The sequence below is a fragment of the Methylophilaceae bacterium genome (genome assembly GCA_018398995.1).
Classification (GTDB): domain Bacteria; phylum Pseudomonadota; class Gammaproteobacteria; order Burkholderiales; family Methylophilaceae.
This window is the reverse complement of record CP073759.1, coordinates 1,236,900-1,257,789: the sequence shown is the minus strand read 5'-3', so window position 1 is coordinate 1,257,789 and position 20,890 is coordinate 1,236,900. Positions and strand designations below refer to the sequence as shown.

Annotated in this window: 22 protein-coding genes; 10 read left to right on the top strand and 12 right to left on the bottom strand. The window is 43.3% G+C overall.

All coding sequences use genetic code 11. The features are described from left to right. Nucleotides 1–12 precede the first annotated feature (12 nt). Nucleotides 13–642, top strand: a complete 630-nt coding sequence (locus tag KFB94_06505) for a hypothetical protein (protein QVL44951.1) — start codon at nt 13–15, stop codon at nt 640–642. A 35-nt stretch (nt 643–677) separates the two neighbouring features. Here KFB94_06505 and hemB read toward each other — a convergent pair whose 3' ends face one another. The 7 genes from hemB to rpe form a co-directional block, all read right to left on the bottom strand. Continuing rightward, complete coding sequence (hemB, locus tag KFB94_06500) at nt 678–1,685, bottom strand: porphobilinogen synthase (GenBank protein ID QVL44950.1); 1,008 nt, start codon at nt 1,683–1,685, stop codon at nt 678–680. Between the two features lie 90 nt (nt 1,686–1,775). Then, nucleotides 1,776–2,564: an indole-3-glycerol phosphate synthase TrpC gene (gene trpC, locus KFB94_06495; protein QVL44949.1), complete on the bottom strand. Its 789-nt coding sequence runs from the start codon at nt 2,562–2,564 to the stop codon at nt 1,776–1,778. Nucleotides 2,565–2,628: 64 nt separating this feature from the next. Then, nucleotides 2,629–3,093: a DUF3465 domain-containing protein gene (locus KFB94_06490; GenBank protein ID QVL44948.1), complete on the bottom strand. Its 465-nt coding sequence runs from the start codon at nt 3,091–3,093 to the stop codon at nt 2,629–2,631. Further along, nucleotides 3,090–4,097 carry an anthranilate phosphoribosyltransferase gene (trpD, locus tag KFB94_06485; GenBank protein ID QVL44947.1) on the bottom strand — a complete coding sequence of 336 codons (1,008 nt, stop codon included), beginning with the start codon at nt 4,095–4,097 and terminating at the stop codon, nt 3,090–3,092. The genes KFB94_06490 and trpD overlap by 4 nt, the downstream gene beginning before the upstream one ends. After that, complete coding sequence (locus tag KFB94_06480; GenBank protein ID QVL44946.1) at nt 4,097–4,663, bottom strand: aminodeoxychorismate/anthranilate synthase component II; 567 nt, start codon at nt 4,661–4,663, stop codon at nt 4,097–4,099. Before KFB94_06480 ends, trpD begins: the two co-directional genes overlap by 1 nt. A 1-nt stretch (nt 4,664) precedes the next feature. After that, nucleotides 4,665–6,173: an anthranilate synthase component I gene (locus tag KFB94_06475; GenBank protein ID QVL44945.1), complete on the bottom strand. Its 1,509-nt coding sequence runs from the start codon at nt 6,171–6,173 to the stop codon at nt 4,665–4,667. A gap of 120 nt (nt 6,174–6,293) precedes the next feature. Next, nucleotides 6,294–7,004: a ribulose-phosphate 3-epimerase gene (gene rpe, locus KFB94_06470; protein ID QVL46597.1), complete on the bottom strand. Its 711-nt coding sequence runs from the start codon at nt 7,002–7,004 to the stop codon at nt 6,294–6,296. Between the two features lie 162 nt (nt 7,005–7,166). Here rpe and KFB94_06465 point away from each other — a divergent pair, with 162 nt between their 5' ends. From KFB94_06465 to metW, 6 genes are all read left to right on the top strand, one after another. Then, nucleotides 7,167–8,411 (top strand): glutamyl-tRNA reductase, encoded by a 1,245-nt coding sequence (locus KFB94_06465; protein QVL44944.1) that lies wholly within the window; start codon nt 7,167–7,169, stop codon nt 8,409–8,411. Between the two features lie 6 nt (nt 8,412–8,417). Further along, nucleotides 8,418–9,500: a peptide chain release factor 1 gene (gene prfA / locus KFB94_06460; GenBank protein QVL44943.1), complete on the top strand. Its 1,083-nt coding sequence runs from the start codon at nt 8,418–8,420 to the stop codon at nt 9,498–9,500. A 2-nt stretch (nt 9,501–9,502) separates the two neighbouring features. Continuing rightward, nucleotides 9,503–10,342, top strand: a complete 840-nt coding sequence (gene prmC / locus KFB94_06455; protein QVL44942.1) for a peptide chain release factor N(5)-glutamine methyltransferase — start codon at nt 9,503–9,505, stop codon at nt 10,340–10,342. A 164-nt stretch (nt 10,343–10,506) separates the two neighbouring features. After that, on the top strand, nt 10,507–10,986 hold the full coding sequence (locus tag KFB94_06450) for a BLUF domain-containing protein (protein ID QVL44941.1): 480 nt from the start codon (nt 10,507–10,509) through the stop codon (nt 10,984–10,986). A 53-nt stretch (nt 10,987–11,039) separates the two neighbouring features. Next, nucleotides 11,040–12,173: a homoserine O-acetyltransferase gene (locus KFB94_06445; protein ID QVL44940.1), complete on the top strand. Its 1,134-nt coding sequence runs from the start codon at nt 11,040–11,042 to the stop codon at nt 12,171–12,173. Continuing rightward, nucleotides 12,170–12,781, top strand: coding sequence for a methionine biosynthesis protein MetW (gene metW / locus KFB94_06440; protein QVL44939.1), 612 nt, complete (start codon nt 12,170–12,172; stop codon nt 12,779–12,781). Before KFB94_06445 ends, metW begins: the two co-directional genes overlap by 4 nt. A gap of 8 nt (nt 12,782–12,789) precedes the next feature. Here metW and KFB94_06435 read toward each other — a convergent pair whose 3' ends face one another. Genes KFB94_06435 through KFB94_06420 form a run of 4 tightly spaced genes read right to left on the bottom strand, consistent with a single transcriptional unit; the run spans nt 12,790 to nt 17,053 of the window. After that, complete coding sequence (locus KFB94_06435; GenBank protein ID QVL44938.1) at nt 12,790–13,359, bottom strand: nucleotidyltransferase family protein; 570 nt, start codon at nt 13,357–13,359, stop codon at nt 12,790–12,792. Nucleotides 13,360–13,372: 13 nt separating this feature from the next. Continuing rightward, nucleotides 13,373–14,392 carry an XdhC family protein gene (locus KFB94_06430; GenBank protein ID QVL44937.1) on the bottom strand — a complete coding sequence of 340 codons (1,020 nt, stop codon included), beginning with the start codon at nt 14,390–14,392 and terminating at the stop codon, nt 13,373–13,375. Nucleotides 14,393–14,395: 3 nt separating this feature from the next. Further along, the gene (locus tag KFB94_06425; GenBank protein QVL46596.1) at nt 14,396–16,585 is read right to left on the bottom strand and encodes a xanthine dehydrogenase family protein molybdopterin-binding subunit; all 2,190 of its coding nucleotides are present in this window, start codon (nt 16,583–16,585) and stop codon (nt 14,396–14,398) included. Nucleotides 16,586–16,594: 9 nt separating this feature from the next. After that, the gene (locus KFB94_06420; GenBank protein ID QVL44936.1) at nt 16,595–17,053 is read right to left on the bottom strand and encodes a (2Fe-2S)-binding protein; all 459 of its coding nucleotides are present in this window, start codon (nt 17,051–17,053) and stop codon (nt 16,595–16,597) included. A gap of 220 nt (nt 17,054–17,273) precedes the next feature. On the opposite strand from KFB94_06420, the gene KFB94_06415 reads away from it, so the two are divergent. Then, complete coding sequence (locus tag KFB94_06415) at nt 17,274–17,648, top strand: helix-turn-helix transcriptional regulator (protein QVL44935.1); 375 nt, start codon at nt 17,274–17,276, stop codon at nt 17,646–17,648. Nucleotides 17,649–17,692: 44 nt separating this feature from the next. Here KFB94_06415 and KFB94_06410 read toward each other — a convergent pair whose 3' ends face one another. After that, a complete protein-coding gene (locus KFB94_06410; protein ID QVL46595.1) occupies nt 17,693–18,706 on the bottom strand; it encodes a DUF481 domain-containing protein in 1,014 nt (337 codons plus the stop codon). A gap of 232 nt (nt 18,707–18,938) precedes the next feature. Here KFB94_06410 and KFB94_06405 point away from each other — a divergent pair, with 232 nt between their 5' ends. Both KFB94_06405 and KFB94_06400 read left to right on the top strand, forming a co-directional pair. Next, complete coding sequence (locus KFB94_06405; protein ID QVL44934.1) at nt 18,939–19,427, top strand: hypothetical protein; 489 nt, start codon at nt 18,939–18,941, stop codon at nt 19,425–19,427. 75 nt (nt 19,428–19,502) lie between these two features. Then, nucleotides 19,503–20,789, top strand: coding sequence for an AmpG family muropeptide MFS transporter (locus KFB94_06400; GenBank protein QVL44933.1), 1,287 nt, complete (start codon nt 19,503–19,505; stop codon nt 20,787–20,789). Nucleotides 20,790–20,890: the final 101 nt, after the last annotated feature.

Genomic DNA, 20,890 nt, shown 5'->3' with positions numbered 1-20,890 from the left:
CTTTGATTGAATATGGCACGCGAACGCACAGATCAGCTAAGGCAAACGATTGCTCAACAAGCTGCCCGTATGATGGTAGAGGATGGCATTAGCGATTTTGCTTATGCAAAAAAGAAAGCAGGTCGTCAGATAGGTGTTTTAGATAAAAGTGTTTTGCCTAGTAATGCTGAAATTGAAGCAGAAGTGAGAACCTACCACGAGTTATACAATGCTGATGAACAGCCGCATGAACTCAAGATGCTGCGACAAGCCGCATTAGCGACGATGCAACTATTTGAACGATTCAATCCGTTTCTCACTGGTAGCGTGCTGGATGGCACAGCAGGTAAAAATGCGCAAACCAATATTCATTTATTTGCAGACAGCGCAAAAGATGTTGAGATTTTTTTACTCAGCCAACAAATCCCCTTTGAGAGCGACGAAAAAACCTATCGGGTATCCGACCGGCCCAGTAAAAATAAAAGAGAAAAAGCACACAAAACTGTACCTGTGTTCACTTTAGAAACCGAATACGGGCTGCAACGGCTGAGCGTATTTGAGTTTGATGATATGCGTATTGCCACCAAACGCCCAAGTGATGGCAGTAATGCGGATAGGGCTGATATTGCTGGCTTACAAGCATTGCTCGCGCAAGCAACCTAAAATAAAATAATCCTTAAAATAATCCTAAAGTACTGTTATCTCTCATCTTGAGTCTGCAACCAACGCGCCACATCCATTGCAAAATAAGTCAAAATACCATCAGCACCCGCGCGTTTAAATCCTAACAAACTCTCCATGACACAAGCTTGTTCATCTAACCAGCCATTTTGCGTGGCTGCTTTTAACATGGCATATTCGCCACTCACTTGGTAAGCATAGGTCGGCACACCAAACTCTTGTTTAACACGGCGTATAATATCCAAATAAGGCATACCAGGTTTGACCATGACCATATCGGCACCTTCTTCAATATCCAGCGCCACTTCTTTCATTGCTTCATCCGAATTGGCAGGATCCATTTGGTAGTTATATTTATTACCTGTACCAAGGTTAGCAGATGATCCTACTGCATCTCGGAATGGGCCATAAAAGGCCGATGCATATTTGGCTGAGTAGGCCAAAATACGGGTGTAAACATATTCCTCATTTTCTAATGCGGTGCGAATAGCACCAATACGTCCATCCATCATGTCGGATGGGGCGACAACATCAGCGCCAGCTTTGGCATGGCAAAGTGCTTGTTTAATCAAGACTTCTACCGTTTCATCATTGAGCACATAACCATCATCATCAATAATGCCATCCTGCCCATGCGTGGTATAAGGATCTAATGCAACGTCGGTAATAATGCCTAAATTTGGGAATGCTTGTTTTAACGCTTTGACAGTTCGCGGTACTAGGCCATTGCTGTTATAGGCTTCTTTAGCCGTTAGACTTTTATATTCTTCAGGTATCACTGGAAAAATAGCCAAGGCTGGAATACCCAATTGCACACATTCTGCTGCCGTTTTGAGCAAAACATCAATCGATTGACGTTGCACGCCAGGCATGGAAGGCACTTCCTCTGTTCGGTTTTCGCCTTCTAATACAAATACAGGGTAAATTAAATCATTATTTGTCAGTATATTTTCACGCATCAGACGGCGTGAGAATGCATCCTTACGCATGCGACGTGGGCGGTGAGCAAGCAATTGGTTAGCCATAAAACTTCCTTCATTATCTTATCAATCCGGCACAGCTCATTCTGATGATGCTGCACCTTAATTGTATTAAGCGTGTTATTTTAAGTGTACTTAGGCAAAGACTTTTTTGAACTCTGCGCCCGGGTCTGGCTGTCGCATAAAGGCTTCACCGACTAAAAATCCATTGACGTTATTACTGCGCATCAACGCAACATCTTCTGGGGTAAAGATACCTGACTCGGTAATGACAAAGCGATCATCTGGTAGTTTATCTAATAAATCCAATGTTGTTTGTAGGGTTACGTCAAAAGTCCTTAAATTACGGTTATTAATTCCGACTAACGGCGTTTCTAACTGCAGCGCCAATTCAAGTTCTTTACCATCATGTACTTCAACCAATACCGCCATGCCTAGTTCATGCGATATCTCTTCTAATAATTGCATTTGTTTCAGCTCTAATGCCGCAACAATCAACAAAATACAATCGGCGCCCATCGCGCGCGCTTCTACCACTTGATAAGGGTCTATCATAAAATCTTTGCGCAACACTGGTAAATGACAAGCTGCGCGTGCTTGTTTTAAATACTCAGCTGAGCCTTGAAAATATTGTTCATCCGTCAGCACAGACAAACACGCTGCGCCTGCCTGCTCATAACTTTTTGCTATTTCAGCGGGATTGAAATTCCCACGAATCACCCCTTTGGATGGGCTGGCTTTTTTAATTTCTGCAATCACCGCAGGCAGATGGGCTGCATCTTTTTTTGCCAGACTACCGACGAAATCACGTGGCTCAGATTGCGCTAAAGCTTCTTCGTGTATTTGTTTTAATGATTTAATAGCGCTTGCCTTAGCAATTTCTTCGCGTTTGGTCGCTAATATTTTATTTAATATATCTGACATTGTTTTTGTCTACTCTTTATGTTTTCTAATCATATTGACAGATGATTGACGCAACTGATGGCTATTATTGATAGGTAACGCCATTGTGTTTAATCCAACCAGGTTCATGACGGTTTCTGGGATCAAGATGGGTCCAATGCACCACACCGCCTTTAGCGTTGTATACATACGCTCCTCTAAATCCAACTTCATCGCCAACTTTTAATGCATCAATACGTGGCGCTAAATCGATATTATGAGCCAATAACAGGGTCTGTCTATTCTCAATTGCGACTAAAAATCGTTGATGACGCGAACCTTCATTATCATCTGCTAATAGTCGTATAACGCGCCCTTTGCCATCCACCATCTCATCATTTGCTTGTCGGGCAAATAGCTGACTGGCCGAAGCAAATTGTGTTGCTGGTTGTACCTGATCTGTTTGCTCTGTTTGTTGCCACAACGATTCAAGCGAGGCAAGCGAAGATGGCGCTATTTGAGTCAGTACTACTACAAACAATAATAGCACTGCAATCAGATGTTTTTTCATCTCGCCTGCAGCGCTAACAGTGTTGCTAGTGCCTTACCCTCATCTATCATTTGTGCCGCTTTTTGTATCCCAGCTTCTAGGCTAATCACCAAGCCAGCCACGTAAATCGCCGCGCCTGCATTCATTAATACAATGTCGCGAGCCGCCCCTTTTTTTCCATGCAGTACATCCATAATCATGGCTTTTGATTCTGCCGCGTTCTGAATTTGAATGTCTTTTAACGTATGTAAACTTAACCCAAACTGAATTGGATTGACTGTATATTCAGTCACTTTGTCATCTTTTAATTCGGCTACATAGGTGTCACCTGTGAATGAAATTTCATCCATTCCATCTGCACCATGCACGACTAATACATGCTCACTGCCTAATTTTTGCAATACTTGCGCCAACTTACCCGTTAACTCTTGATCAAAAACACCCATCAGTTGACGTCGTGCTGAAGCAGGATTGGTGAGCGGGCCCAGCAAATTAAAAATAGTACGCACACCTAAGGCTTTTCGGACAGGCGCCGCATATTTCATAGCACTGTGATGGTTGGGCGCGAACATAAAACCAATGCCAATTTCATCGACGCTCGCAGCTACTTCATCTGCGGATTTATTCACATTAACGCCTAAAGCCTCAAGCAAATCAGCGCTACCGCATGTTGACGATACCGAGCGACCACCATGTTTTGCCACTTTTGCGCCTGCTGCTGCGGCAACAAAGGCAGAGACAGTCGATACATTAAACGTTTGAATACCATCGCCACCAGTTCCACAAGTATCAACAAGATACTGTGTCTGTTTGGTGTCTACTTTTGTTGATAGTTGTCGCATCACTGTCGCGGCGGCAGCAATTTCATCCACCGTTTCACCTTTAAGACGAAGTGCAATTAATAGTGCCGCTATTTGGGCTTCGTTTAACTCACCCATCATGACTTGCTGCATCACCGCCAACATTTGGTCATGTGATAAATCTTTTGCTGCTAATAATTGATTTAAGGTATCTTTAAACATCATTAATACGCTTTAATAAAGTTATCTAGTAATTCATGCCCATACTCTGTTAACACAGATTCAGGATGAAACTGCACCCCTTCAATAGCTAAGGTTTTATGGTGTACACCCATAATTTCGCCATCTTCTGTCCATGCAGTGATTGCTAAACAATCCGGCAAACTTTCTTTTTCAATCACCAATGAATGATAACGCGTTGCCGTATATGGATTGGCTAAACCTTTGAACACGCCTTCATTATTGTGATGAATAAGTGAAGTTTTGCCATGCATTAAGGTTTTGGCTTTAATGATGTTGCCGCCAAAAGCTTGCCCAATGCTTTGATGTCCTAAACAAACCCCTAACAACGGAATTTTGCCAGCAAACGCATGAATAAGCGGTACAGAAATACCTGCTTCATTTGGTGTACAGGGGCCTGGTGAAATCACAATATGGCGCGGGTTCAGTTCAGCCACTTTTGCCAAATCAATTTCATCATTGCGATACACCTGCACATCTTGGCCTAGTTCGCCAAAATATTGCACCAAGTTGTAGGTGAAAGAGTCGTAATTATCGATCATGAGCAACATATTAATACCCTGTCTTCGAGGCTGTTTCTAAAGTGAAGTCCAGACCAGCTTGCACCAATTCAGCCGCACGCAAAACCGCTTTTGCTTTATTTTGTGTTTCATCCCATTCGCTTTGCGGCACAGAGTCAGCAACAATACCAGCGCCAGCTTGTACATATAACTTGTCATTTTTAATCACGCCAGTTCTAATCGCAATCGCGACATCCATATCGCCGTTAAAACCCAAGTAGCCAACCGCGCCTGCATAAATACCACGCTTACTTGGCTCAAATTCATCAATAATTTCCATTGCTCGCACTTTAGGTGCGCCCGACACTGTGCCAGCTGGGAATGTGGCTTTTAATACATCAATTGCATCCATATTTGGCTTAAGCTGACCTTCTACATTACTCACAATATGCATCACATGCGAATAACGTTCTATCATCATATTATCCGTTACTTTCACTGTTCCAGTTTGCGCTACACGACCAACATCATTTCTGCCTAAATCCATCAATTGCACATGTTCTGCACATTCTTTTGGGTCAGCCAATAACTCTTTTGCCAGTGCCACATCGTCTTCTCGTGTTTTACCACGTGGGCGCGTACCCGCAATTGGTCTTGAAGTCACCACACCATCTTCCAATCGCACTAAAATCTCAGGCGAAGCCCCAACAACATGGTGATCGCCCATGTCGTAATAGAACATATAAGGCGATGGATTGAGACTACGTAATGCGCGATACAGTGATAATGGCGAAGCAGTAAAGTCTTGCGATAAACGCTGACTTAACACAACTTGCATAATATCGCCTTCTAATATGTAGTTCTGCGCCTTCTGAACAACCGCTTTAAAATTTTCCTCACCAAACTCTGAAGATGCTTGTGTCGCTGTAGATTGTTGAGATATTGGAATTTCTACCGTTTGACGCAATTGTTGCATCAATGTCTTAATGCGTTGATGGGCTTGCTCATAAGCACCTTGCTCTTTGGGATTGGCATACACGATAAAATAAAGTTTACCGCTTAAATTGTCTACAACAGCTATTTCTTCTGACACCATTAACAAGATATCTGGCGTACCAATTGCATCTGGCTTTTGACTATGTGCTAATCGCTTTTCGATATAGCGAATTGTCTCGTAGCCAAAATAGCCAGCTAAACCGCCGGTAAATCTTGGCAAACCTTTATATGGCGGCGTTTTAAAGCGTGCTTGAAAGGTTTTAACAAAATCGAGCGGATTGGTATTGTCGTGCGACTCTAATACTTGGTCATCTTGCAGTACTTGCACCTGAAAACCATTGGCAACAATACGTGTTTTTGCAGGCAGTCCAATAATGGAGTAGCGACCAAAACGCTCGCCACCTTGCACACTTTCTAATAAATATGAGAAGGGTTGGTTAGCGAGTTTGAGATATAAAGATAATGGCGTATCTAAATCGGCAAACGTTTCTTGAACCAATGGAATACGGTTATAGCCTTGTTGCGCTAAGGCATCAAATTCGTTTTTGGTAAGAGCTTGAAGCATGATTTTCCTTAAAAAGTTGTCTACGATTGGCGTAAGCAAAAGCATACGCTTGGAGCTAAATTAAGCCCCACCATCGCCCACTTACAGTTGCTTGCATTTTAAGGAAATCCATAATGAATGCTACTTAACAGTTGCTAATGCATCACGCATTGATTTAACGACAGAGTCATAGCGATGTGGATCAGTATCTTTTGGCTTACCAAAAATAGCACTGCCTGCCACAAAGGTATCAACGCCTGCTGCGGCAATCTCAGCGATATTGTCTGGATTTACACCCCCGTCAATTTCTAACCAAATTTGACGGCCAGTTTTGGCAGTGTACGCATCAATGATTGCACGTGCTTGATTTGCTTTTGCTAATGTTTGTGGAATGAACTTCTGACCGCCAAAACCAGGGTTGACTGACATGAGTAAAATCATGTCAACTTTATCCATGACATGCTCCAAATAGTGCAATGGCGTGGCTGGGTTGAATACCAAACCAGATTTACAGCCTAAATCACGAACCATAGAAAGACTACGATCAATATGATTAGATGCTTCTGGGTGAAAAGTAATGATGTCGGCACCTGCTTTAGCAAAATCAGGAATAATACGGTCAACTGGCTCAACCATTAAATGCACATCAATCAATGCACCCACATTGTGAGATAAATCGCGAATTGCCTCACAAACCAAAGGGCCAATCGTTAAGTTGGGTACATAGTGATTATCCATCACATCAAAATGCACAATATCGGTTCCAGATTGAATCACATCTTCAATCTCTTGGCCTAACTTAGCAAAATTAGCTGATAGGATACTTGGGGCAATTCTATATTCACTCATAATCGTTTCCGTTATCTATTGATGATTTTTGGTAAAATTAAAACGCTATTTTAACGCGATTTCTACATTTGGATAAGCGCTTTGCTGAATGTTTTGGTGAACTAAACCAGTTTTCAAACGTTAGTTTATTTTCCAACAACATGAATGACTTGGTAAAATAGCGAAATGCAGTTGTATACAATAGGTGTCAATCACACCACCGCCCCTATCGAAATTCGTGAGAATGTCGCGTTTAGCATCGACAATATGCACGAAGCATTGTTCGATTTAACCGTTAAAAGCGCGACAGAGGCGGCAATCTTATCTACTTGCAATCGTACAGAGATTTATGTGCAGTCAGCTGATGCGCTGCCAGTGGTGCATTGGTTAGCCAATTATCACAAGCTAGATGTTAATCATATCCAACCTTACACTTACACACTCGCTAATCAAGAAGCGGTCAAACATGCCTTTAGAGTGGCTTCTGGCTTAGACAGTATGGTACTAGGTGAGGCGCAAATATTAGGGCAATTTAAACAATCGGTAAAACTCGCGCAAGAAGCGGGCACATTGGGCACGCATTTGCATAAATTATTTCAGCGTACGTTTGAAGTAGCAAAAGAAGTGCGTACTAACACTGATATTGGCGCTAGCTCCATCTCTATGGCTGCGGCAGCGGTTAAACTGGCACAGCGCATCTTTGGTAACTTATCAGAACAAAACGTATTATTTATCGGTGCAGGGGAAATGATATCCCTCTGCGCCAATCACTTCGCCGCGCAAAAACCCAAAAGCATCACCGTCGCAAATCGCACAAAAGAACGTGGGGCTGCGCTAGCAGATAAAATCCATGCAGAAGCGATTTTGCTTAATGATCTGCCAGAGCGATTTGCAGCGTTTGACATTGTGATTACCAGCACGGCGAGTCAATTGCCAATTGTTGGCTTAGGCATGGTTGAGCGCGCGATTAAAGCACGCAAACACAGACCAATATTTATGGTCGATTTGGCCGTCCCACGCGATATTGAAACCGAAGTGGCACAACTAGATGATGTTTTTTTATATACGGTTGATGATCTTGCGCAAGTGGTTACCGATGGCATTGGTAATCGCCAAGAGGCTGCAATGACAGCAGAAACGATAGTCAGCGCCCAAGTTGAAACATTCATGCAATGGCTGCATAAACGTGGTTCTGTGCCCACAATTAAGGCCTTAAGAGACCAAGCAGAAATGATGCGGGCGGCTGAACTCGATAAAGCAATCAAATTGATTCAAAAAGGTGAAAGTGCAGAGAAAGTATTAGAGATGATGAGCTTGTCTATCACTAAAAAACTGCTACACGCACCTAGTCATGCGCTCAACCAAAGTCACGGTGACGAACATGAGCGATTAGCGCAATTGCTCCGCCACATTTATCAAATTAAGAATTAACTCAACATGAAACCCAGCATATTACAAAAGCTCGCCAATTTGAGCGAACGCCTTGATGAATTGAATCGTTTAATGTCTACCGAAGACATTACCAACGACATGGATAACTATCTCAAAATCACGCGTGAACACGCAGAAATCACGCCCATTGTTGAGCAATACCGACGCTATTCGCAAACTGAAGCCGATATTAAAGAAGCACAAAACATGCTGAGCGATCCTGAAATGAAGGCCTTCGCACAAGAAGAAATTGAAGCGGGCAAAGATCGATTAACAGAAATTGAATTGGACTTGCAAAAGTTATTGATTCCGAAAGACCCCAATGATGATAAAAACGTCATTTTAGAAATTCGTGCAGGTACAGGTGGCGATGAGTCTGGGTTATTTGCTGGTGATTTATTCCGTATGTACAGCCGTTATGCAGAGAAACAACGTTGGAAGCTAGAAGTATTATCAGCCAGCGAAGGCGAAGTTGGTGGTTACAAAGAAATCATTGCTAAAATTGAAGGACAAGGTGCTTACTCTAAGCTCAAATTTGAGAGTGGCGGCCATCGAGTGCAACGTGTGCCCGATACAGAAACGCAAGGTCGTATTCATACTAGCGCTTGCACAGTGGCTATTTTACCTGAAGTCGATGCTGTAGCTGATGTGGTGATTAATCCAGCTGATATTCGCCTTGACACATTCCGCGCTTCTGGCGCTGGTGGCCAGCATATTAACAAAACCGACTCTGCTGTGCGTATTACCCATGCGCCAACGGGCATTGTGGTTGAATGCCAAGATGGTCGAAGCCAACACGCCAATAAAGCACAAGCCATGATGGTATTGGCGGCAAGGATTAAGCAAAGAGAAGAGGATGCGCAGCACGCAAAAATTTCATCTGAACGCCGCAATCTCATCGGTTCTGGCGATCGCTCACAACGTATTCGCACTTATAACTATCCACAAGGTCGCATTACTGACCATCGTATTAATTTAACGTTATACAAAATTGATGCGATTACCGAGGGCGAACTTGATGAATTGATTGTGCCTTTAGCGGCTGAGCACCAAGCCGACATGTTGGCAATGCTGGGTGATGATAATTAACGATGAAGGTTCATGCAGCATGGCATGAGGCAAGCTTAGCGCTCAAACAAGCAACCCAAAATGACGAGGCACGACTGGAAGCACAGTTATTGCTAGAACATGTGTTAAACGTTAACCACGCTTGGTTAATAGCACATGCTGACGATGAATTGGATCACCAAAGCCAATCTGCATTTCAAATAAGCATTGAACGGCGCGTCAAAGGTGAGCCAATAGCTTATATTTTGGGTAAACGCGAGTTTTATGGTTTACCGCTATTGGTCACTTCAGATACCTTAATTCCAAGACCAGACACAGAAACATTAGTCGATGCCGCTTTATCCTTAATACCCAACAATACAGCGAAGTCTATTTTAGATTTAGGCACAGGCTCAGGGGCAATTGGTTTGGCCATTGCCAAACACGCACCAAACACAAAAGTCACCGCTGTAGATTATGCAACAGCTGCTTTGCTAGTTGCTCAAGAAAATGCGCAAAATCTCAATATTCATAATGTTGCGTTTTTACATAGCGATTGGTTTAACGCGCTACAAGGTCAGCGCTTTGATGTCATCGTCAGCAACCCCCCTTATATCGAAGCGCTCGATGCCCATTTAAATCAAGGTGACTTAAGGTTTGAGCCCTTCGCTGCGCTAGCTTCTGGCAATGATGGGTTACATGCCATTAGACATATTATTCGTCACGCCAAACAACATCTAAACATCAATGGCTGGTTACTGATTGAGCATGGCTACAATCAATCGGGCAAAGTGGCTAGCTTAATGCAAGAAGCGCAATTTAATGCCATACAGCATATTCATGATTTAGGAGGTATAGCACGCGTGACCATTGCGCAACATTAGCGTCTTATTATTGTGAAAGAGCCCGCGCTATCCATGCTGAGACAACAGCATCTGCAGTGAGCGCTAGCTTGGCAAGCACCAAAACTCATCCGTTAAAGTTTAAAAACGAATGGTCGTTAACAAGGTTGTTGATAGCTGTTTTATCCTTTACTGAAAGCGCAACCATGTTAGAAGAGCATCATTTATCCCTTTTAGCTTATACCAGTGTGGCTTGTCATCACATGTCACATGAAGAACTTGTCACGCTATTATCCAACTGCAGAAAGAAAAACGATGCGCGACATGTATCTGGCATGCTGTTGTATATGGATGGTTGTTTTTTTCAAGTACTAGAAGGCGAACGTGCAATTCTGGATAGGTTGTTTGAAAAAATATCAAAAGATGTTCGCCATCATCATGTCATGAAGTTAATTATGGAGCCGATAGAGGCGCGCACTTTTGGCAATTGGACGATGGGATTTAAAAATATGACGCCAGCAGAGCTAGTATCCATTACCGGTCTTACCGACTTTCTAGATCGCGACAACAAGGGCTTTAATGGCATTGAGTCTAAACGAGCACGACAATTGATTGATGCTTTTAGAGACCATCGCTGGCATCGACATGATTTAACGCAATATCAACGTATTAACATGGGCAGCTAATACACTTTTTTAAGAGTATGATTTTTTGATTTCCAGCATAGTATAATAGCAGCATGTCTGAACTTAACTCTGTTGGCATTGTTGCGCCAAAAACTGCACACTTTAATAAACCGCTCGTGCTTAAGAGCGGTGAAGTATTGCCTGCGTTTGATTTGATTTATGAAACTTATGGCCAACTAAATGCGGATAAATCTAATGCTGTTTTAATCTGTCACGCCTTGTCTGGCACACACCATGTAGCGGGTAAATATAGCGTTGAAGACAAAAACCCTGGCTGGTGGGACAATTTAATTGGACCTAACAAACCCCTAGACACCAATAAATTTTATGTCATTGGGGTGAATAATTTGGGTGGTTGTCACGGCTCTACCGGCCCTGCAAGCATTAATCCAGCAACGGGCAAACCGTTTGGCGCCAGCTTCCCAGTTGTCACAGTAGAAGATTGGGTGAACTCTCAAGCCATGCTTGCCGACCACTTAGGCATCCAAAGCTTTGCAGCAGTCGTTGGAGGCAGTTTAGGTGGTATGCAAACGTTACAATGGAGTATTGCTTACCCCAATCGCATTCAACATGCTTTAGTGATTGCATCAGCACCCAATTTAACAGCACAAAATATGGCGTTTAACGAAGTCGCGCGTCAAGCGATTATTACCGACCCTGAATTTTATGGTGGCGACTATTACGCGCACAACGTAGTACCTAGACGCGGCCTACGAATTGCGCGTATGTTAGGCCATATTACCTATTTATCTGATGATGCCATGGGCGCGAAATTTGGTCGCAAACTCAAAGACACCATTAAATATAGCTTTGACGTAGAATTTGAGATGGAATCTTATTTGCGCTATCAAGCGGATAAATTTGCAGGTGAGTTTGATGCCAATACGTATATTCGTATGACACGCGCTTTAGATTATTTTGACCCAGCAGGCGATTTTAATGGCGACTTGTCTGCCGCATTAAACAAGGTAACGGCTAAATTTTTAGTCATTTCATTCACCAGCGATTGGCGCTTTTCAACCAAACGCTCACGTGAAATTGTAAAAGCATTGTTAGATAATGAGTTGCCAGTGAAATATGCAGAAGTGACGGCCGCGCATGGTCATGATGCTTTTTTAATGCCCGATCCGCATTATCATGCCATTGTCAGTAGCTATTTAAGCCAGATTGAGACCTCACCAACATGACAACAGATTCCACTATTAATCATTTATACCGTCAAGATTTCGCCATCATTGCTGGCTGGCTTGGTTTCGGCTCTAAGGCACTTGATTTGGGTTGTGGTGATGGCTCTTTGCTTAGCTATGTACGCGATAGTTTAGAAATAAAAGGCTATGGCGTTGAAAAAGACGATACCAAATGGCTCGCCGCCATGCAAAATAACATTGACGTCATTCAAATGGATTTAGAAGCGGGATTATCTGAGTTTGAAGACAACTCATTTGATACGGTCATTCTTTCCCAAACCATACAAGCCATGCATCACACTGAGGCTATTCTGCAAGAAATGTTGCGCGTTGGTCGTGAAGCAATTGTGACATTTCCCAATTTTGGTTATTGGCGCAATCGCCTGCAAATTATTGCAGGCAAAATGCCTGTTTCTGAAGATTTGCCTTATGAATGGTATAACACGCCCAATGTGCATTTATGTACGATCAACGACTTTGATCAATTGTGTAAAGCCAATAATATTGCCGTTATTGAACGCAAAGTGATTACCAATGGCAAGGTCATCACATTCATGCCCAATTGCTTTGGCAATCTTGCCATGTATCGCCTAAAACGCGGTCCTTGAGCTGTCTATTACCGCATATCTTGCGGCGTATCAACATCTCGATGAATACGATCATCATGCCAATCAAGCCAAGTAATGGTTGCTGCTGTTAGTAAGTCACGCGCGCCTGCGTCGCCTTGCAAATTGACTAACTGATGATACCAACCCGCCCCAAAAGCCACAGGTTGTCCGCGTTTACCATTAAATCGCGGCGCAACAACGGACTGTGGTGTTGTCGTTAGCGCAGCCAATTGCTGGATTAATGTCACTGGTATCCAAGGCATATCGGCAAGTACAATCAGCCAACCACTTGCTTGATGTGTTGCCCGTACAGCGGATGCAATTGCATAGGCCATACCGTCTTTTGCTTGCTCGCTTTCAATGACCGTATATCCTATGTCTTGCAGTATTTGTTTACGTACAATTTGCTGGGTTTGTACTACGGCGACACTATGAGGGAGCGCCTCTTTTAATGCCATCGCACTTTGAACAAGCATGGTTTGTTGATTCGGCAATACTGCCAGTAACTTATCTTGCTCGCCTGAAGAGTCAGCTTGAAAGCGCCGACCAAATCCCGCTGCTAATAATATCCCTTGCATGATGATGTTGGTATTAGATGCGGCAACTATTTAATGTATCTTCTGCAATATCTAGCGCAGTTTTTGCGTCATTTACATTAAATAAGCGATTCGCTTCAACACCATTTTTCACCGCTATTAATTCCGCAGCAATCGAAACAGCAATTTCACTGGGCGTTTTGCTACCGATAAACAGCCCAGCAGGGCCACGTAAATTTTCCACTTGATCAAGCGTGACATCAAAAGAAAGTAAGCGCTCACGTCTTTGTCTATTATTGCTGCGCGAACCGAGTGCGGCAACATAAAATGCAGGTGACTTCAGCGCTTCCATCAACGCCAAATCATCTAATTTTGGATCATGCGTTAATGTAATGACTGCTGTACGTGCATCGGGTTGCATTGCCATCACGACATCATCGGGCATTTCACGGCGCAATTGGGTATTGGGTACATGCCAACCATCGGCATACTCTTCTCGTGGATCGCAAATAGTGACAGCAAAATCTAAACTGAGCGCAATATTAGCCAACAGTTGAGAAAGCTGGCCAGCACCAATCAAAATCAAACGGTAACGCGGGCCATAAATACTGGTTAACTCACCGTCTTTTAGTTCAGTTGTCTGATCTGAAGTGGCGATTGCTATGCTACTTTTCATCGCATTGATATCCAAACGTCGCGCCACCAATTGACCTTGATTGAGTACACATAATACTTCATCAAGCGCGTTAGCTTGTGTAATCGGCTCAAGTACCAATTGCATACTACCGCCACAAGGTAAGCCTAGACGCCGCGCTTCTTCGGCAGTTTCACCATAAGTAACTAACTCGGCGCGTTTTGGCATTCCCTCTTTACGCAAACGATACATTAAGTCGTCTTCAATACATCCACCAGAAATGGAACCCGCTGCCCGTCCATCATGCCGTAATGCAAGCAATGCGCCAACAGGTCGCGGCGACGAGCCCCAAGTTTTAACCACGGTCACCAGTAACAATGGGCATCCATTTTGTAGCCAGCGCTGCGCTTGGGTAAGGACTGCTAAGTCTTGACTATCCATCGCTTAGGCGCTTAATTGGTCACCAATTGGTAACTGCGTAATATGTTTACCTGTTGCCGCAAAAATAGCATTCGCTAACGCTGGTGCGAGTGGCGGCACACCCGGTTCGCCAACGCCAGTTGGACTTTCTGCTGAAGGCACAATATGCACTTCTACGGTTGGCATTTCAGCTATTCTGAGTACAGGGTAGCCATCAAAATTGCTTTGCTCAACTACACCGTCTTTTAACGTGATTTCACCCGTTAATGCTGCGGCTAACGCATAACCAATACTGCCTTCCATTTGCGCTTTAATCACATCAGGGTTGACTGCTATACCACAATCAACGGTACAGACTACCCGGTCAACGATTAGATTATTTTCAGCATCAATTGTGATATCGACAATCTGCGCAACAAATGTATTAAATGACTCATGAACTGCCACGCCACGCCCTTGTCTAACACCTTCTTTTTTTGCTAGCGCATTGGCTTTATCTGCCGCCAAACGCAATACGCCAGCATGACGTGGCTTATCTTTCAACATCGCCAATCGATAAGCAATCGGATCCTGCTGTGCTATTTTTGCAAGCTGATCAATAAATACCTCTGCTGCATAAGCAGTGTGCGTACTGCCGACTGAACGCCACCATTGAATAGGAACAGCAACGCTGTCATTTGTGGTGTGTAAATCGACTTGTAGATTAGCAATTTGATAAGGCAAGTTGCTTGCACCCTCAACAGAGGTAGAGTCAACACCATCTTTGACCATTTGTCCTTCAAATGCCGTGCCTTTGGCAATTGATTGTCCAACAATTGTATGATGCCAAGCACTTGGAAAGCCCTGTTCATCCAGTGTCGCATTCATTTTATGCACATACATCGGCCGGTAATGTCCTGCCTGCATATCATCTTCGCGAGACCAAACTAGTTTAATCGGTTGTTGTGAGTTTACGGCTTTGACAACATGCGCGGCTTCGACAATATAGTCAGACTGTGGATTACCACGACGACCAAAACTACCGCCTGCATATAGCGTATTAATCTTAACCGCTTCTGGTTTAATACCGAATACTGCTGAAAGTGCATACTGGTCTATACTGTGTAACTGATTGCCGTTCCACACTTCGCATATACCGTCTTTCAATTGCACAACGCAGTTCATCGGCTCCATCGCGGCGTGTGCTAAGAATGGAAATACGTACGCATGTGAAACCACTTTTTTACTCTTTCCAAGCACACCCAATGCATCACCGTCTTTGCGTGCGACATTGCCAGGTTTTGTAACCAGCACTTTATAATCGGCAATAATTGCATCCGTACTTTTTTTGAATGCTTTACTTTCATCCCACTCAACTTTAAGTGCATCACGGCCTTTTTTGGCTGTCCAATAGTTGCTGGCCAATACCGCAACACCTGAAGGAATCTTAACCACATTAACAACGCCTTTGACCGCCCTTGCGTCTTTATCGTCAAACGATATCACTGTTGCGCCAAAGGTTGGCGGGTGTGCCACAACCGCTACCAGCATATTATCCAACTGAATATCTTGCGTAAAAATGGCTGAACCATTGGTTTTTGCTTTGCTGTCTTTACGAGGCGCTACTTTACCAATCAAGGTAAAGTCTTTTGGATCTTTTAATGTCACTGTTTCTGGCACAGCTAAAGTAGAAGCCGCCTCAGCAAACGCACCAAAGTTAGCTTCTTTACCACTTGCGTGACTTAACACACCTGCTTTCACCGTTATTTCACTGGCTGGTACATGCCAAGCAGTCGCCGCCGCCTGTACTAACATCGCACGCGCTGTTGCACCAGCATGACGCATTTGTTCGAAAGAATTCGCTATCGCAGAACTACCGCCTGTGCCTTGATAAGGACCCCAAGCCAAGTTGTTATAACGCTTAGCATCACCAGGGGCGCCTTCCACTTTAACTTGCGCCCAATCTGCGTCAAGCTCTTCCGCAATCAACGTCGCAAGACCAGTATATGTGCCTTGTCCCATTTCTAAATGTTTAGCAATGACCGTTACTGTGTTATCAGCACCAATCCTCACAAAGGCATTGGGTTCAAATAAAATAGCATTTTCCATCACCGCATCGATAGCGGCAGTTTCACTATCTGGGCTTTTGGTACAACCCGGAATCATGATGGCAATAGTTAAACCAAGACCTGCTTTTAAAAAACCACGGCGCGAAACATTCTGTAGATGATTCATCATGGTCTCCTATGCCAAGTCTTTAGCTGCTTGATGAATGGCGGCACGAATCCGAACATAAGTCGCACACCGACAAATATTGCCATTCATCGCATTATCAATGTCTGCATCGGTTGGTGCTGAGTTAGCAGCTAATAACGCTGTGGCAGACATGATCTGTCCTGATTGGCAATAACCACATTGCACCACATCTAAGTCTTGCCACGCTTTTTGAATCGCTTGACCCGCTTTGGATTCATGCACCGCTTCAATTGTTGAGATTGTCTTACCTACGGCGGCAGAAAGTGGGGTTAAACATGAGCGAATAGGCTGTCCATCCAAATGGACCGTACAGGCGCCACATAAACCTGCACCGCAACCAAACTTAGTACCTGTCATTTGTAAACTATCGCGTATCACCCACAATAAAGGGGTGTCATCATCATAGTCGGTACTGCGTGTTTGACCGTTAATATTGAGTTCAGTCATGCGGGTTCCTTACATTTAAAATTCATGTCGAAAGTTTTTATCGTCAATCAATTGACTGCAGTATTGTGAAATTACTTTTACAGTTTCTAAAGCGTTTTATTCTTGTTTACTAAACTATTTGCTATTACTTGAAAAAGATTGCTAGTATCTTTTAGAGATTAGTCTATTTTAGATACCATATTAATCAAGTCAATTAGGCACTAAGGAGTAACCTATCATCATGCGTCAAACCGATATACCAACACCAGATATTCACAAAGCTTGCTGCCCTTCACGCCAAATACTCAGTCGCATTGGCGATAAATGGAGCGTTGTTATCCTGAGCAGTCTAGAGCAAGGGCCTGTACGCTTTGGTGAACTCAAACGCATGTGTGATGGCATCTCACAAAAAATGCTCACCCAAACACTACGCTATCTTGAGCGAGACGGGCTGGTTCATCGGCGTGTCCTAACTGAAAAACCTTTACATGTAGAATATGCATTAAGTGACTTGGGTATTAATTTGCTGACACTGCTTAACCCCGTGATTGATTGGGTGCATCGACACTGCATACAAATTTCACAGGCCCATGCCAGTTTTGACAACGATAGTTGAGTTGCTTACATGAAGCCATGCAATTTCATCATTACAAGCATGTATTACCATAAATAACCAACACTAAACAACAAGGTCTTGTCCGTCTTTTCCTTACCTGTGGCTGGTTGATTCGCATAATCGACATTGAGTTGAGTAGAAGCGTTTAGGTTCTCTGCAATTGGCACCCTTAAGCCAGTTTTCGTAAACGCCAAGGTGTTCGCTATCTCCTCTAAGCTAAATAAGACTTCGTGCTGATGAAAGAATTTGATGTTCTGAAATACCAATTGATCATATTTCAACGCCCATCGCCCACTGGCATAACGCTCATCTTCGGCATCATTAAAGTCCGTGCTAATATAGTTAAGACCACCTTCAATCGACAAATTCAAATCTTCGCGCTCATAAAGCTGATAGCCAGAACCTACACCAGTGCTTGATCGTAAATGAATGTCTCTAAATTGATCATTTTCTAAAGAAGCGTTGCTATATAAATACCATTGCTTGCTTAAAAAATAGTCATGTTGAATATAGCCTTTGCTATTAAATGCGGTACTTTCACCCTCTGCTTTTGCTCTATTCAGGTAGGCACCAACCGTGAAGCGCTTGTCTTTTGTTCTCGCAGTCGTCTCAAAATCAGCTCGCAATTGGCTATTATCAGTATTACCGGATGTGACTGCCCCGCCCACATTGGCATAACCTGACCACTCGATACCTTGACCAGACACTGCTGGACTTGGGTTGAGATAAGTCAGCGCTTGTAAATTTAATTCTTTACTCATTTTCAAGCCAGCATTCAACATGTTGACTCGACCCACACTTCTTTTTTCTAATCGAGCGTCATGGATAGCCTCATCAGACAAAACAACCTTAACGGGTGCATCGGTATTTAATGTTGCAATTGCTGACCACAGAATCTTAATTTCGCCTGCATAATTGGTATTGAAAATAAGCTGATCAGTTTCTTTTTTAACGATAGTGCCTGTCATCCTGTCGCCATTCTTCAGTATGACAGTATCAGCCATGACTGTATGACTCAATAAAATGGACAATAGCCCAACCATTTTTATTACCTGCATAGACTCCCAAAAAATGAACATACTGATACCAAAGCCGTTGGCTCAGTATTTAATTGAAAAATGAACACCACGCTATCGGTGCGGTTAATGTTGCCAAAGATTAAAACAGTATTTCTATCTGTCGACTGACAGGTCAGAAAGTTCCCAATCATTGGCTGCGGCATTGCTCACTAGCATACTTAACTAAACAATAAGCCCTTTATTTGTCAGCAAAACAAGGTAAACTACAGCAATGTTTTTTATCAATCAACAACGCTACTTGGTTTTTTTAATCATGTTGCTCGGCCTGTTATCTAGGCCAGTTTACGCTATTAATTGGGCATGGCAGCTCGAAAATGCAACCATTTTTGAAAGCGTCATTGCCATTAAGCAGGCTAATGGTAAGATTATCCGCCATCATTTTCAGTGTGATTTAACCGATGCATTAAATGAAAAAACGGAACTGTCTTCCTCTATTGAAATCGTCACACCCATATCCCATCCAGAGGGTGTATTAATTGTTACTTGTTACCAAGCAGCAAACACTCAAATGATTGCCATCGTTGATCCGTTAGAAGCTAAGGTGGTCTACAAAAAAATGGGTAGTTATTTTGTTGACTGGCACTTGGAAAATGGGAAAATCATGATTGATTACGATAAGCCGTGCGAAGATACAAAAGATCATACATGTGCTGATCATTCTGATAATCAGTTTGTTACCGTCTCGCAATCTTGGCCATAAGTCTTCGCAAATACGCAAATCAATTATTGTTTTGCGTCCCTCATCGAAACCATCAACAACGTTAATCAATTCAATATGGCCAGACTCAACTTAACCAATATCCTATTTAATCAACGTATGTTGGCTTGTATTGTACTCGGATTTAGTTCTGGCCTACCCTTATATTTACTTTTTCAACTGCTCCCAGCATGGTTGCGTAGCGAAGGCATAGACCTCAAAACCATTGCCGTATTTGCCTTGATTCAATTGCCTTACACGTGGAAATTTGTTTGGGCACCATTGATGGATCGATACAATTTGATTGCGCCAATGGGCAGACGACGAAGTTGGATGCTAGTAACACAAATCGCGCTATTTATTACCATCTGCGCCTATGGATTCTTTAATCCACAATTCAACATCACGAGCATCGCTGTCGTTTCTACTCTAGTTGCCTTATTTTCTGCCAGCCAAGATATTGTGATTGATGCATTTAGGCGTGAGATTTTAAGTGATGAAGAATTAGGCTTAGGTAACAGCATTCATGTGAATGCTTATCGTGTTTCAGGCTTAGTACCGGGCGCACTGGCCTTGATTTTATCCGATCATCTTCCTTGGTCATCGGTGTTTTGGATTGTCGCTTTATTTATGATTCCTGGCATATTGATGACAATCTTTACCAAGGAACCACATCGAGCAGAGGCGCCAAAAAGTCTAAAAGCCTCTGTGATTGAACCATTCACCGAATTTATTAACCGTGCAGGCATTAAACATGCGCTATTAGTGCTGCTGTTTATTTTGCTTTATAAACTGGGTGACAGCATGGCAACCGCGCTTGCCACCCCGTTTTATATTGATATGGGCTTTAGCAATACTGACATCGGCACCATTGTCAAAGGTAGCGGTTTAGTCATGCAAATATTAGGTGGATTTATCGGCGGCATTTGGATGGTTAAAGTCGGTATTAATCGCGGCTTATGGGTGTTTGGTATGGTACAGCTTTTCACTATTCTCGGCTTTGCATGGCTTGCTCATGCAGGTCCATTTGCAACCATCGGCACTATTGAACGTGGCATGTTAGCCATTGTGATTGGTGGCGAAGCACTTGGTGTTGGCTTGGGAACAGTCGCTTATGTTGCCTATATGGCGCGCGAAACAAACCCAGCTTACACGGCCACCCAACTTGCCTTATTCACGAGTTTATCCGCGGTGCCAAGATCCATTTTTAATGCCCTGACTGGTAGCATGGTCGAAGCGCTGGGTTGGGAAATCTTCTTTTATGTCTGCACCTTACTGGCGATACCTGGGATGTTGCTTTTATTTAAGGTTGCACCATGGCATACCAGGGGTGCAGACCAACAAAAACTAACCACTCAGATGTAAGAGAGATAGCCCAAAACCGCTGCTTTTGGTGGAATTGGTTAGTGATGCATCGACCAGCGGAGAGAATAGCAAGCGGGAGTGAATCATGGTCGAGATTTGCC

Excerpts from the sequence above, each read along its gene's own strand:
- KFB94_06505 (QVL44951.1), top strand. The coding sequence starts at position 13 with ATGGCACGCGAACGCACAGATCAGCTAAGGCAAACGATTGCTCAACAA.
- hemB (QVL44950.1), bottom strand. The coding sequence starts at position 1,685 with ATGGCTAACCAATTGCTTGCTCACCGCCCACGTCGCATGCGTAAGGAT.
- trpC (QVL44949.1), bottom strand. The coding sequence starts at position 2,564 with ATGTCAGATATATTAAATAAAATATTAGCGACCAAACGCGAAGAAATT.
- KFB94_06490 (QVL44948.1), bottom strand. The coding sequence starts at position 3,093 with ATGAAAAAACATCTGATTGCAGTGCTATTATTGTTTGTAGTAGTACTG.
- trpD (QVL44947.1), bottom strand. The coding sequence starts at position 4,097 with ATGATGTTTAAAGATACCTTAAATCAATTATTAGCAGCAAAAGATTTA.
- KFB94_06480 (QVL44946.1), bottom strand. The coding sequence starts at position 4,663 with ATGTTGCTCATGATCGATAATTACGACTCTTTCACCTACAACTTGGTG.
- KFB94_06475 (QVL44945.1), bottom strand. The coding sequence starts at position 6,173 with ATGCTTCAAGCTCTTACCAAAAACGAATTTGATGCCTTAGCGCAACAA.
- KFB94_06465 (QVL44944.1), top strand. The coding sequence starts at position 7,167 with ATGCAGTTGTATACAATAGGTGTCAATCACACCACCGCCCCTATCGAA.
- prfA (QVL44943.1), top strand. The coding sequence starts at position 8,418 with ATGAAACCCAGCATATTACAAAAGCTCGCCAATTTGAGCGAACGCCTT.
- prmC (QVL44942.1), top strand. The coding sequence starts at position 9,503 with ATGAAGGTTCATGCAGCATGGCATGAGGCAAGCTTAGCGCTCAAACAA.
- KFB94_06450 (QVL44941.1), top strand. The coding sequence starts at position 10,507 with ATGTTAGAAGAGCATCATTTATCCCTTTTAGCTTATACCAGTGTGGCT.
- KFB94_06445 (QVL44940.1), top strand. The coding sequence starts at position 11,040 with ATGTCTGAACTTAACTCTGTTGGCATTGTTGCGCCAAAAACTGCACAC.
- metW (QVL44939.1), top strand. The coding sequence starts at position 12,170 with ATGACAACAGATTCCACTATTAATCATTTATACCGTCAAGATTTCGCC.
- KFB94_06435 (QVL44938.1), bottom strand. The coding sequence starts at position 13,359 with ATGCAAGGGATATTATTAGCAGCGGGATTTGGTCGGCGCTTTCAAGCT.
- KFB94_06430 (QVL44937.1), bottom strand. The coding sequence starts at position 14,392 with ATGGATAGTCAAGACTTAGCAGTCCTTACCCAAGCGCAGCGCTGGCTA.
- KFB94_06425 (QVL46596.1), bottom strand. The coding sequence starts at position 16,585 with ATGAATCATCTACAGAATGTTTCGCGCCGTGGTTTTTTAAAAGCAGGT.
- KFB94_06420 (QVL44936.1), bottom strand. The coding sequence starts at position 17,053 with ATGACTGAACTCAATATTAACGGTCAAACACGCAGTACCGACTATGAT.
- KFB94_06415 (QVL44935.1), top strand. The coding sequence starts at position 17,274 with ATGCGTCAAACCGATATACCAACACCAGATATTCACAAAGCTTGCTGC.
- KFB94_06410 (QVL46595.1), bottom strand. The coding sequence starts at position 18,706 with ATGCAGGTAATAAAAATGGTTGGGCTATTGTCCATTTTATTGAGTCAT.
- KFB94_06405 (QVL44934.1), top strand. The coding sequence starts at position 18,939 with ATGTTTTTTATCAATCAACAACGCTACTTGGTTTTTTTAATCATGTTG.
- KFB94_06400 (QVL44933.1), top strand. The coding sequence starts at position 19,503 with ATGGCCAGACTCAACTTAACCAATATCCTATTTAATCAACGTATGTTG.